Source organism: Candidatus Enterococcus leclercqii, assembly GCF_009933135.1.
GTDB classification, from domain to species: domain Bacteria; phylum Bacillota; class Bacilli; order Lactobacillales; family Enterococcaceae; genus Enterococcus_C; species Enterococcus_C leclercqii.
This window is the reverse complement of record NZ_MAEH01000010.1, coordinates 144,069-157,194: the sequence shown is the minus strand read 5'-3', so window position 1 is coordinate 157,194 and position 13,126 is coordinate 144,069. Positions and strand designations below refer to the sequence as shown.

The 13,126-nt window shown below is 42.2% G+C and carries 7 protein-coding genes; 1 reads left to right on the top strand and 6 read right to left on the bottom strand.

Annotation, left to right across the window (positions count from 1 at the left end; all coding sequences use genetic code 11):
* Nucleotides 1–319: 319 nt before the first annotated feature.
* Nucleotides 320–1,435 carry a metallophosphoesterase gene (locus BAU14_RS04675; RefSeq protein ID WP_237580407.1) on the top strand — a complete coding sequence of 372 codons (1,116 nt, stop codon included), beginning with the start codon at nt 320–322 and terminating at the stop codon, nt 1,433–1,435.
* A 172-nt stretch (nt 1,436–1,607) separates the two neighbouring features.
* On the opposite strand, the gene ppk1 is transcribed toward BAU14_RS04675, so the two are convergent.
* From ppk1 to sufB, 6 genes are all read right to left on the bottom strand, one after another.
* Complete coding sequence (gene ppk1 / locus BAU14_RS04670; RefSeq protein ID WP_161898919.1) at nt 1,608–3,710, bottom strand: polyphosphate kinase 1; 2,103 nt, start codon at nt 3,708–3,710, stop codon at nt 1,608–1,610.
* Complete coding sequence (locus BAU14_RS04665) at nt 3,710–5,251, bottom strand: Ppx/GppA family phosphatase (protein ID WP_161898918.1); 1,542 nt, start codon at nt 5,249–5,251, stop codon at nt 3,710–3,712. The genes ppk1 and BAU14_RS04665 overlap by 1 nt, the downstream gene beginning before the upstream one ends.
* 348 nt (nt 5,252–5,599) lie before the next feature.
* On the bottom strand, nt 5,600–6,481 hold the full coding sequence (locus BAU14_RS04660; protein ID WP_161898917.1) for a polyphosphate kinase 2 family protein: 882 nt from the start codon (nt 6,479–6,481) through the stop codon (nt 5,600–5,602).
* 322 nt (nt 6,482–6,803) lie between these two features.
* The gene (yfcC, locus tag BAU14_RS04655; protein ID WP_161898916.1) at nt 6,804–8,543 is read right to left on the bottom strand and encodes a putative basic amino acid antiporter YfcC; all 1,740 of its coding nucleotides are present in this window, start codon (nt 8,541–8,543) and stop codon (nt 6,804–6,806) included.
* 366 nt (nt 8,544–8,909) lie between these two features.
* On the bottom strand, nt 8,910–11,570 hold the full coding sequence (locus BAU14_RS04650; RefSeq protein WP_237580406.1) for an AAA domain-containing protein: 2,661 nt from the start codon (nt 11,568–11,570) through the stop codon (nt 8,910–8,912).
* Nucleotides 11,571–11,724: 154 nt separating this feature from the next.
* Nucleotides 11,725–13,116, bottom strand: a complete 1,392-nt coding sequence (gene sufB, locus BAU14_RS04645) for a Fe-S cluster assembly protein SufB (RefSeq protein WP_161898961.1) — start codon at nt 13,114–13,116, stop codon at nt 11,725–11,727.
* Nucleotides 13,117–13,126: the final 10 nt, after the last annotated feature.

The following is a 13,126-nucleotide window of genomic DNA, read 5'->3' as shown; positions in this document are numbered from 1 at the left end:
TGTTCTTTTCTTCACACTTTTGAGAAACTAGCCAACTCTATGATAATAAAGAAAATCAAGTCAACTATCGAGGCGCGTTCTTTTAAAAAAAAGAGCTCGCCTTTTTTGAATTTATCCGCTATAATCAGTTCAAAAGAAAGAACGTGTGTTCGGTTTCTAGAAAAAATCGTTTTGTTGGTAATATTTACCGCAAACTTTGAAATATATTCGCAATAATACCACTGCAAATTTAATCATTATTTCTTCACAGTTACATTGCATTTTCCAGGCGTATCTTATATGCTATTCAATAGTTGATTTAAAGGAGGGGACGTTTTTTTTGGCTGCCAAAATTCTAGTCGCAATCATTGTGATGCTTTTTGCAATCGGCTTTTATGCCATGTTCATTGAACCACGAAGGCTGTCGGAAAAGCATTTTCTCATCCGTAAAGACAAGTCCCGCGTATTGGATATTTCCGATGCTTATGATATGTTTCAAAATGAAGGGGACATTGCAGTCGCTCATATCAGCGATTTGCATTTTTCCCGCTGGTTCAAACCCCGTCGTCTCAACAAAGTGATCAATTCACTACGGGAAACTCGACCAGATTTGATCGTCTTTACCGGCGATCTGATTGATGACTACAAAAAGTGGCCGGTCAAGCAAACACCCGCCTTGGTGGACAAATTAAAAAGACTGCAAGCACCGATGGGTAAAATTGCCGTCTTGGGCAATCATGATTATAAAAGTGACGGTTCTTATTTCGTCAAAGAGATTCTCCAGAAGGCCGGCTTCACCGTCCTAATCAACGAAGATGTCTTTGGTTCTGATGAAAAAATCTCGCTAAATGTGGTAGGCATAGCCGATCCAACAACTGAAAAATCTCAGTTTTATTTTGAACCGACATTGGCAGAGTGGCAGATTCTTTTGCTGCATCAGCCAGATTATATCAATCGTATCCAAAATCTTGATATGTATGATTTAGTTCTTTCCGGTCACAGCCACGGCGGACAGATTCGTTTTGCCTCCTTCTATCCGAAAACAGCTGGAGCAAAAACTTACACTGAAAGTCTGTACTTGCCTTCTGAAAATACCCTGCTATCAGTGAATACCGGCATCGGAACAACTGGCCTGCCGCTACGTTTCGGTGTACCACCAGAGATTGTTTATTATCACCTCTCTCACAAGACCGAGCCATTTAGAAAAGCGGAAAATCCTTTCGATTTCAAAGCCTTGATTGAAGAAGAAAAGAGTTCGAAGAATCAGCCCGTCGAAACCCAAGAAAAGTCAGGAGAACCGTCAACCGATCCTTCAGCTCCGCAACCTAAAACAGCTCCTGCGCAACCAGCAGTCACTCCGGACCCTGCCGCACCTGCCGTTGAGCCAACTGATAAAGTGGTGGATATCTCCTTGTTTCGCCGCCGTTACCAAGACAAAAAAAGAACCGTCTCTTAAGCCAGCTGCCTGTTGCATCCTTGCTTTTGTGACGGTTCTTCTTTTGTCTAAATTTCTGGTAGCTTCTCAGCAAAGCTCTACAGACAAAGGGCCTGTCTTCTTGCTAAATTTCCCATTCTTCATCTAATTTTGACACTTGTCAAGATCAAAAAGGTTGCCCCTGCTTCAAGAGTCATTTAGGGATTCTTCGCAACTGATCCATCAACAATTGCTGACGAGCCATCAGATTTGTCGTCTTTCGCAATGTCTCTTTGACAAAAAGTTCCTGTGCCGACAAACCGTTATTTTCCACCAATCGCCGGTAGTTTCCCTCAGCATCCATAAAATACGCTTTTGCTTCGTCGCAGTCATAGACATCCACCAGATGTTGAATCATTTTTTCGCAGTCAGTTCCTTGGAGCGGCGTGGCGATTTCCACCCGGCCTGTCATATTACGAGTCATCCAGTCAGCAGAAGATAGCCACCACTCCGGTCCTTTTGCCGTCGTAAAGGCATAAATCCTAGCATGTTCCAAAAAACGCCCCACGATGCTGGATACGCGGATATTTTCACTTTGATCTTTGACGCCCGCTACCAAACAACATGCTCCGCGAATCTGCAAATGAATCTTAACTCCTGCATTGCTTGCCTGATACAGCTGTCGAATGATTGGTTCATCTGTCAGTGCATTCATCTTGGCAAAAATAGCGCCCTTGCCCGACTGTTTGTGATAAGCAATCACCTGTTTGATTTTTTCAATCACCAGTTCACGGATATCATCCGGTGAAGTCACGATTTTCTGATAATCAGGATGATTGCGGTAACCCGTCAAATAATTGAAGAAATCCGTCAGATCGCTGACATACTCTTCTCGTGAAGTAAAGAAGCTGAGATCTGTATATAGCTGGCTGTTTTTCTCATTATAATTACCAGTACCAAATTGACCGTAGCGCTTGATTTCACCACCTTTGTTTTGCACGACCAGCAGCGCTTTACTGTGGGTTTTCATATTAGGAAAACCATAACTGACAAAACAACCGGCAGCTTCCAGCTCAGCTACCCAATGAAGATTATTTTCTTCATCGAATCGCGCTTTGATTTCCACTAAAACCGTTACTTGAATTCCTCTTTGTGCGCCTTTTTTTAACAACTTGATGACTTCTGAATGGCTGGCCATTCGGTACAAGGTCTGCTTGATAGCAATCGTATCCGGGTCATCGATAGCAGCCTTCAGCATTGCCAAGACCGCTTTGAAAGAATCATAAGGATGTTGCAATAACAGATCTTCGTGATCCAGTGTTTTCAGCAGATGTCCGGCATTCCAACGGGTCTCGAATAACGGCTTCAACGGTGGAAACAGCAGCTCCTTGTTTTTGTCGGTCAATTCTTCCACTACTTGAAATAAAAACGTCAAATCCAGTGGAGCCTCAATCCGATACAGGTCTCGTTTTAACAACCCCAGTTCGGTCAACAGCTGACTGGTATCCCAGCTTGTAGTGCGACAACAGCTACCCACTTCCAAGCGAGAAGGCAGCCCCTTCTTGCGCTCTTCCAAGTATTCTGACATCTGCATGGACAAATCCTCATCAGCATCTTCTTGAAACGTCAAGTCGTGGTCATAGGTAATCCGAAATACATAGGCACTTTCCACCTCGTTGCCCACAAAAACAGTCGGCAAAAACTGAGCAATAATCTCCTCAATCAGAATGAATCGTCGTGCCGACAATTTGAACAGCCGTGGCAACCGCGGAGAAATCGGTAGGATTGCCTCCCGTTTTTCACCGGTAACTTGATCTTTCAGCTCTACCCAAAGATGCAATGCTTTTTCCAGCAAGCGAGGAAATGCATGGTAGACATCCACACCGACAGGGGCCAAAGTAGGGAAGATCGTTTCTTCAAACAGTCGTTTTACCTGACTAAGTTCTCGAACTGTCAATTGCTGATAGCGTTTGACGAAGTAATGCTTTTTTGCCAATGCTTTTTCCAGCTCTTGCAAACGACCATATTGCAGCTGCAGATTTTCTCGGTTTAATCGAGCGAGCTCATACAACAGCTCTTCTTGTGTCTTGCCTGTCAACTTATCCACCTGCCGCTCTGGCAAACGAGCCAAAGACTGCAAACGCGGTACCCGGACCATGAAAAACTCGTCCAGGTTATTTGCGGCAATTGCCAAAAAACGTAACTGTTCCAACAAAGGATTGCGCTTATCTTCAGCCTCCAGGATCACTCGCCGATTAAAGAGAATCCAACTGAGGTCACGATGGAAAAACAGCGGCCTTGCTTCTTGTTCTCCCATCACGATCCCTCCTCTTTTTGGAAGTCCAATTCGATGGTCTTACCCAAGACATACTCTAAATTTTTCTTTTGACGGGTCGCCCGGTAGTACTCTGCTAAAGGATCGTATTTCCAGATAATTTTCAGTGTATATGTGCCTTTATCTTTTTTGCGGAATTTTAGCTTGCGAATCTCATTGACTCGCGTGATAGCCAGCGCATCACAAAACTTGATGATACTGCCAACTTCTCGAATCACTTGCAGCGCTTCCGGATCCAGCCAATTTTTGTACTGACGCAAAAATTGATTAAAGAGTGATTTGTTCTTATAACTAGCCACCAGTGCCAGCGATAGTCGGGATTTGTGTGAAAACCCGCTGAGATTTGAATTGGCCAACAGATAAAACGAATGCATGGAGCTATCGTCTTCTTCTACATAGGCTCCCAAATGATAGAGATAAGTGCCCGCCTCCAAATAGTCCATCACCTTTTGTGTAGGATACAATAGACCGGCTGCTTCTAACTCAGCCAACAGCGTCTTCGCAATAGTCAGTCGCTGCGAAGCCCCGACAGCATCCGCCAGATATAAGTCAGCTAAACGTCGCACTGTCATTTTACGGACATTGTTGGGAGTATAGGCCGAAGCGGCTTCCTGATTGATCCGTTCCATCAAAAGTCCTTCTCGCAGTCCACGATGGCAGAAAACAAATTTTTCAGCAGCGACAGCATCAAACAGACACAGATACAACAGGTTGGCAGGGGTGATGATGTCTGCCCGATCACGGCTGAGTCCATCCAGATTTTGTTTTTGTGCCACCGTCAGCTGGTCAAAAAGTTCATAAGTTTGTTGCAGGTCCTCCCGAGACATTTCGTATTCATGAATTCCGGACATTGGGTAATCTATCATTCGCTGATGGACGCTGGCTATGTTTCGCGAACTCCCTCCGATAGCGATGATTGGTAATTTACGGGGTTTGATCCAGCTAAATTGACTGATTTGTTCCTTGATGTAAGCCGCGCCCTTTTCGTCAGCTTTCTTATCTGCGGTGGCATAAAAAAGTTCCTGTAAAGTCACTACCCCAAAAGGAAAGCTATGGTAATGTTTGATTACACCATTTTTGAAATAGGTGACCTCGGTACTGCCGCCACCCATATCCACCGTGTAACCTTCATTGAATTGGGTCGAACGTGTGATAGCGTACTGCCCATAAGAGGCTTCTTCTTCATCGGACAATAAGCGCAAGCTCAGCCCAGTCTCCTGCGCGACTGACGCTAACACTTCTTCCTGATTATTAGCTTGACGAATCACCGCGGTGGCAGTAGCGATTACATCATCTAGTTGATAATGACCCATGACTTTTTGAAAGAGTCGAATCACCTCCACTAGCTTATCAATCCCTTTTTTCTCCAGAGTTTTATCCTGATCTAAATATTGATACAACCGCACCGGTAGCTTGACGTTTTGCAACTCGTGAAAATCATAAAGCTCGGTTAGCTGATAGATTACCAGCCGGACAGTATTGGAGCCGATGTCGATCACGGCTACGTGTTTGAGTGTTGCCATAAGGTTTCCTCCCCGTCTATCTGCAAAAGACGTTTTTAGAAAGCACGGAGCTCCGCGATTAAAAAACTGTCTCAGGTCGCTTTACTTACTACATTCATTATACGCCAGCCATTTTTGAAAGAAAAAAGATAACTCCGTCAGATTGAAATTAAACCACTTGCTCCGGTGGCACTGTCTTGGCTCTATGTTTCGCTGTACTGTTCTGTGGTCCTTTTTAACCAATTAGCCAAACCAAAAAGCCTACCCAGAAAACTCATTCCGCGACATTGGCGGAGATACGGCTGTTTTCAAGGGCAGGTCTTCAAATCTTGACTATTTTTATTGTTGACTGATTAACGCCAACTTTTTTCAATCTTCACCATCTTCCAGCTTTGCCAAGATTGTCTGCAGTTCAGCTCTTCTGGCATCAGTGACTTCGGGATAGCTCAGTTTCATCTCTTTGATCCGTTCATTCAAAATCTCCGACACTAGGTAGCGTGAATACCACTTGTCGTCAGCGGGAATCACATACCAGGGATTTTCCTTCGTTGCTGTGGCATTGATCGCTTTTTCATAAGCTTTCTGATAGTCGTCCCAGTATTGGCGTTCTGTAACATCGGCTTCGGAAAACTTCCAATTTTTTTCTGGAATCTCGATGCGACGGACAAAACGGTTCTTCTGTTCTTTTTTGGAGAGGTGGAGGAAAAACTTCAAGATCACAAAACCCTCATCAGCTAGATAGTCTTCGAAATGGCGGATATGCTGATACCGTTTTTCGTAAAGACTTTCTTTGATATCTTCGACGCTGTTGATTCCTGGTAGATGATTACCTACCAGAATCTCGGGATGGACACGGGCAATCAAGACATCTTCATAATGCGAACGGTTGAAAATCTTGATATCACCACGTTGGGGGATTTGCGTGTGAATTCGCCACAGGTAATCATGATCCAACTCCAGTGTAGAAGGCGCCTTGAAACTAGTGACACTGGTGCCCTGAGGATTGACACCACTCATGACATGCTCGATCATTGAATCTTTACCTGCTGCATCCATTGCCTGAAAAACAATCAACACTCCGCGACGGTCCTGAGCGTACAGCATTTCCTGATTTTCTTTTAGCTTTTTGATGTCTTTTTGGATCTCGGCTTTAACCTTTTCTTTATCCACCTCTTTGGCAGGAGCAGTAGCCAAGTCCTTGAGCTTGATCTTTTGGCTGCCGTCTACGCGAAATTCCTGTTCTGCTTGCATCCTATCTCCTCCTTTTAGCATCTGCTGTCATTTCCAGGGGCTGGTACTTCGAGTATAGCTTGATTGTGTCGTTTTGAAAAAAGATATGACAACAAGCCTGCCAAAATCATCTACTATCGACTTGAATGAAGAAAAGATACCAGAACATAATTTTCATTATCCAAACACAGAGAGAAAGACGCCTCATCGTAAAAAAATTCAGAACAACAACAAGCATTTGATTACTTGTCAGAAGATATGTATAAAGTATCTGCTAATAGCTTTGTCAAATCAAAAAAGCTGCAGACAAACAAAGGAGCTGTCTGCAGCAAGTTCATTTATGTTATTGAAGGCCGATAGCAATGGCAATAAAGATAAAGATAGAGCCCAAAATAAAGAAGAAACCTTGCATCTTAATCTGGAATTTTGCCCATTTCGCCCATTCGATTCGAGCAACCCCCAACACACCAATCAGGCTGGCGGAAACTGGCGTGAAGGCATCCACGAAACCGGCACCCAGCTGATAAGCCAGGACGGCGATCTGCCGTGAAACACCCACCAAATCTGCCAAAGGTGCCATAATCGGCATCGTCAAAGCAGCCTGACCAGAGTTTGAAGTGACCACGAGATTGAAGAGGCTTTGGAAGATATACATTACCCAAGCGCCAATCATTGCTGGTACACCATTCAATAGGCCGCCAATACTGTGGAGAATCGTGTTCAGTGCAGAAGGCATGTTTGGCTCAGAGCCACCCAATACCAGGAGAATCCCCTTAGCCATCCCTACCACGATAGCAGTTCCGGCCAAATCTGCCGCACCGGATTGGAAAGCTTTGGCAATATCGTTAATACCCATGTCATCTAGCTTGAAAATGACTGCCAGAATACCGGCTGCCAGTCCCATCACGAAAAACTGAGAGGCAATTTCCGGAATGTAATAACCTTTTTGGGTTACACCCCAGACAATCCAAATCAAAACCGCCAGCATTTCCAACAAGATCAGTTTGTGTCCTAAAAGAAATGGCTTATTTTCTTCTGCCGTTTTTTGGATATGGTTGCGGAAGTAGTCATCGGATTCATACACTTCTGATCGCAACGGATTTTTCCGGATCCGCTCCGCATAAATACTCAGATAAGTCGCGGACAGTGCCGTGATTACAAACCACATAACTAAACGGAAGCTAGCACCTGAAAGTACCGGTACGCCGGCAATCCCTTGGGCTACGGCTACGGAAAACGGGCTCATCCAACTGGCGGCATTCCCCACCTGCGAAGCCACGTAAGTCACTGTCACCGCCACAATAGAGTCATACCCCAGCGCAATCACAAAAGGTACCATTACCATCGAGAAGGGAATCACTTCTTCGGCCATCCCAAAAGTCGCCCCGCCAAAAGAAAAGGCGAAGAACAACAACGGAATTGCTAAGCGTTCCAATCCCTTGGTTTTAGAAATAAATGCGTAAATCCCAGCATCAATGGCTCCAGTGCGCATGATGATTCCAAAGGCCCCGCCGACCACCAAAATCAGTGCTGCGATTCCGACTGCCGAACCATATTTATCACCAGATACCAGCCCTTCAAAGATGAAGTTCAAAAAGCCGAAGCCACCGAAATCATCGGTTCCCCAGATTTTTGCAGTCTTATGCAGTTTCTCAGATTTGTCGTAAATTTTGTCCCCATACAACTCGTATAAGGTATCATCGGTCAGATTGACGCCGTCCAGTTGTCCCTGGTCCAGCTTGTCTTCCCCTTCTGCCAAAACAGCTTCCAGTTGTTCTTGATCCACGTCCAGCTTTTCTAGTTCTGCCGGCTCTTGTGCCAACTCTTCCAGTTGCTGATAAACGAAGTCCTTGTCCAGATTGTAATCATAGCGGAAAGTCTCCTGCTTCAATACTGTCCGCGTCTTGGTATCTCCATTGGCATCTTGATATTCCACATCTTCTGTGGAAAACTTACCTGCTGGTACCAAAAAAGTCAGTATCCAAGCCAGCACCACTACCGCAAAAATGATTACGTAGGTATGGGGTGTCTTCATTTTCGTGAGGTCACGTTTTTTTGTCGTCATCTTCTTTTCCTTTCTCATCTTCAGTCATCCAGTGCCTAGCAGCCTTCCGACCATTTTTAGACAACCGCCTAGCAGACGGCCAAAAGTTTGTCCTTGTTATTATACATTCATTTTTCCTGTATGAATATACAAAATCGAGAATTTTTTTAAGAAGTGAGACGCCGCTTAGTATTCTACCCACGAAAGACAAACATATCTCGGGAAACTGACAAACCACGTTTACAGTGTCCCCACGATTTATCATTCGTCAAAAAAAGGAGCACTACCAAAAGGCAGCACTCCTTGATTTTAAAGATGCTAATTATTACAAATAGGCTGTGGTGTCCTTAACAAAATCATAGCTTAAGGATAGTAGCAATTTCTAAGTCAGTTTGCCTAACCATCTTAAATACTACTCTTAATGATACATTCGCTTAAAAATACTTTTGTCTTTCTCTCAATATTTCCCTCTGTTGTCTTCAACCTAAGCAAAGGAATTTTAGTCTTTTCCAAAATAAGGTTTTTAAGTGTATCGCGTTCTTGTTGCACCTTCTCATCATGACTTCCCCCATCAACCTCGATTACTCCTATAGGATTCTTCCCGACCTTATAATAAATGACAAAATCACAGCTCGCCTTTTGCTTCATAAATTCTATTTCTCGATTAGTAAATGAACTATTTTTAATTGAAACAAGTTGAATCAAATCAATCTGCATGTGAAACATCAAAGAAGCATACTCACTAGTTATTAAAATATCTCTCAACAAAGAAGCCATAATTTGCTCAGATTTGAAACGAGAATCCTTTAGAATCAATCGACTGTTTAGCCTTTCCAGAGAACGATCATATTCTTTGTATAATAAGTCAAACGCAGAGATCACTGGGCTATTATAAACATATCCATCAGAAGCGTAATACTTAATATATCTAACTAAGGCCGCTAAACTTTGATTATTTTTTGTAAATACGTTGTCTCCAGTTACTAAAGTAAATTTATTGATAGCTCTTGAAACAGCTACATTTACCAAATAGGGATTATCAACAAAATTGATAGATTCTTGGCTAGTTTTCTTCTTGTCCAACACTGTTGAAAAAACAATCTCTTTACATTCCCTACCTTGAAATTTGTGAATTGTTGCCCTAGTAAACTCTTCTGGCAAATAATTTCCTGCCAAATTCACTTGATTATTATATGGGGCAATAAATCCGATTTCTTTTTCATCAGACCAACCGACTTCCATTAGAGACTCGATTTCCCTCAAGTTAGTTAGATTTCTTGTATGATTTCCTTTCGATGTAATAACTAACTCAATTGATGATTCTCCTTCGTCTAAAGTCATTGGTATAAGTTGGTTATTGTAAAACTGCTGATTACAAAATTGGATAATTTTGGGATGACATCTATAGTGTTCCTTCAATAAAGTTATAGGCACGTTTTCCTTAAATACCTTCACAAAAGAATCAAGCAGACTATATTTTGTACATGAGTAACAATCAGAAGGCGCTACCATTTCTGACTTTTCGGGTATATGGGGAAGTTGTTTGCGATCACCCACGACAATAATATTCTTTGCACAGCCCAGACACAAAATTCCTGGAACAATATCTTGTTGTGAGGCTTCGTCAATAATAACATAGTCCAATACGGCGCCTTCTGCTATCGAATTGATGATTGAATGTGTGCTACTACCGATTACAGGAAATCGTTTAATAAAACTGCTGAAATTCTTCTTGTAGTTACTCATAGTAAAATTTGAATTCGATGGAATTGTAATTGATAATTGTTGCTTAAGATATTGCATTGATTTATTCGTCAAATCTTCTAGTAATTTTTTGAATTGATTTTTTTGTAACTCTTTCTCATATTTTTGTAACTGCTGATTTTTTTGACGCAGCATTTTTTCATAGTAATAGAACTGCAGAGAATAAATGAAACTTATTCGATCGGTGTAAATATCTAAAAATTTGGTTTTAAATATCCTAAATTCTAACAATAACCGGAATCGTTCCTTAAAAGAAAACTTTTTTTGAGAAAGGTAACTCATGTAAGCAAGTAAATCAGACGTTTTTTCCGGACTCAGCTTGTATCGATTAACATCAATTAAATTTACACTTTCACTTTCCTTATGCCATTCCTCTAAGTACTCTTTTTCAACAAGCAGTTCATTGATTTCTGCAGTCAACTTCGCCACCTTATTTTGTGCAGCAAGACTTGTTTTCAATTCCATTAATATATTATCGATTTCTTTTATGGAAATTTCTACAGATTCATGATTATAAAGCGGCACTTTCGTTATATCCGAAAAAAAATCCGCCTTATTCTTTGAACTACCTAATTTGGCGACAAGATAGTCCAAATCTTTTTTTGCCATCTTTTCATACACATTTTCAACTGCGGGATTATTATTTGAAACAATTGCAACAGATTTTTTATTCACTAAAATATTAGCAATAATGTTTAAAATAGTTTGGGTCTTTCCTGTACCCGGAGGTCCTTCAATAATGCTAACCTGGGAGGAAAAGGCATTTTCAACCGCCTCTAATTGACTCTCGTTCAATCCAAAGGGAAAAATAAAATGCTCCAAAGAATCTCTAATTTCGTTCTTACCATAGCAATACGCATGTAGAGCTGTTCCTTCATAGGGAATAATTTTTTTTAATTGTCTCTCTATATTTTCAACCATAGTCCTCTTTGATGAACTAGCTTGAAGTACACGCTCCTTTACAACTTCAGTAAAGTAAGAAAATACCTTTTCATTTTTAAAATTAGAACTCTCAATAACATTCACATTTTCTGACTTCATAACATATTTTTTTTGATCACTCTGATAGTTTACAACAATATATTTACCTCCGTACTCAATTGCTTTATCTATTTGTTGATAAACATTTCCTTCTCTAGATAAAAGTCCTGCTCGTATTTCTTGCTGAGGCATAATTCTACAAAAGTCTAACGGCTTTGTGAATGATTTACCAGACGGAAAATCTACGGTTACCATCAATTGATTTTCTTTACTCCATAATCTCCAATCCGTTATTTGGTTCGTTTTATCCTGTCCGTTCATGTATATTGAAAACATCATATACCGCCTCGATTCCGCTTTATATAACACATTATATCAAACGAAGGTGATTTTTAATATCGGTCATTATATGCAAACTACATACAAAAAAAGCTAGAAGCCCTATCTCTCAAAGGTTCTAGCTTCAATTTTGCACTTAGCCCACAGACCCTTCCATTTCCATACTAATCAGTCGGTTCATTTCGACTGCGTATTCCATTGGAAGTTCTTTGGTGAATGGTTCGACAAAGCCCATGACAATCATTTCTGTAGCCTCTTGTTCGCTGAGGCCACGGCTCATTAGGTAGAAGAGTTGGTCTTCGGAGATCTTGGAGACCTTGGCTTCGTGTTCGAGAGTGACGTCGTGGTTTAAGATTTTGTTGTAAGGAATCGTGTCAGATTTCGACAGGTCATCCATGATGATGGTGTCACATTCAATATGGGATTTGGAACCAGCGGAGTTTTCACCGAAGCGGACTTCCCCACGATAATCGACTTCCCCACCATCTTTGGAAATTGATTTGGAGATGATTGTTGACGAGGTGTCTTCCGCATTATGAATCATGCGGGCGCCGTTATCTAAGACGATGCCTTTTCCGGCAACTGCGATACTCAGCATTGTGCCACGAGCACCGCGACCGTTCATATAGACACTTGGGTATTTCATTGTAACTTTGGAGCCCAGGTTGCCGTCCACCCATTCCATCGTGGCGTTTTCGTATGCAACACCGCGCTTGGTTTCAAGGGAATAAACGTTGTTGGACCAGTTTTGGATGGTAGTATAGCGCATGTAGCCATCTTTTTTGACGAAGACTTCTACCACTGCTGCGTGTAGTGAGTCGCTAGAATAGGTCGGTGCGGTACAACCTTCCACGTAATTGATGCTGGCGCCTTCGTCTACAATGATCAGTGTCCGTTCAAACTGTCCGGTATTTTCGGCGTTGATTCGGAAGTAGGACTGGATTGGAATATCGGTGCGAACACCTTTTGGTACGTAGATAAAGGTACCGCCAGACCAAGCTGCCGAGTTTAGGGCCGCTAGTTTATTGTCTTTTGGTGGCACAAGAGTCCCAAAGTATTCTTTGAATAGTTCTGGGTATTCCTTCAACGCCGAATCTGTATCGGTGAAGATGATGCCCAACTGTTCAAATTCTTCTTTCATGTTATGGTAAACCACTTCTGATTCATATTGGGCAGAGGCACCGGCCAGATACGCACGTTCCGCTTCTGGAATTCCCAGACGTTCAAAGGTGTTTTTGATGTCTTCTGGTACGTCATCCCAGCTGCGGGCCTTGCGATCGGAAGACCGGATAAAGTAATTAATCTTGTCAAAATCCAGTTCGCTGAGGTCAGGACCGTATTTGGGCATTTCCATCTCATTGAAGGTTTTCAATGATTGCAGACGGAAGTCCAACATCCATTCCGGTTCATCTTTGGCAGCAGAAATCTGGCGGATAACTTCTTCTGAGAGACCGTCACCTGTGGTAAAAACCGGTTTGATGTCATCATGAAAGCCGTATTTGTATTCTTCTGAATCAGGTAAAATCATATCAGCCATT

Bases quoted from the DNA above. Each gene is read 5' to 3' on its own strand.
- ppk1 (WP_161898919.1), bottom strand. From the start codon at position 3,710: ATGGGAGAACAAGAAGCAAGGCCGCTGTTTTTCCATCGTGACCTCAGT.
- BAU14_RS04665 (WP_161898918.1), bottom strand. From the start codon at position 5,251: ATGGCAACACTCAAACACGTAGCCGTGATCGACATCGGCTCCAATACT.
- BAU14_RS04660 (WP_161898917.1), bottom strand. From the start codon at position 6,481: ATGCAAGCAGAACAGGAATTTCGCGTAGACGGCAGCCAAAAGATCAAG.
- yfcC (WP_161898916.1), bottom strand. From the start codon at position 8,543: ATGAGAAAGGAAAAGAAGATGACGACAAAAAAACGTGACCTCACGAAA.
- BAU14_RS04650 (WP_237580406.1), bottom strand. From the start codon at position 11,570: ATGAACGGACAGGATAAAACGAACCAAATAACGGATTGGAGATTATGG.
- sufB (WP_161898961.1), bottom strand. From the start codon at position 13,116: ATGATTTTACCTGATTCAGAAGAATACAAATACGGCTTTCATGATGAC.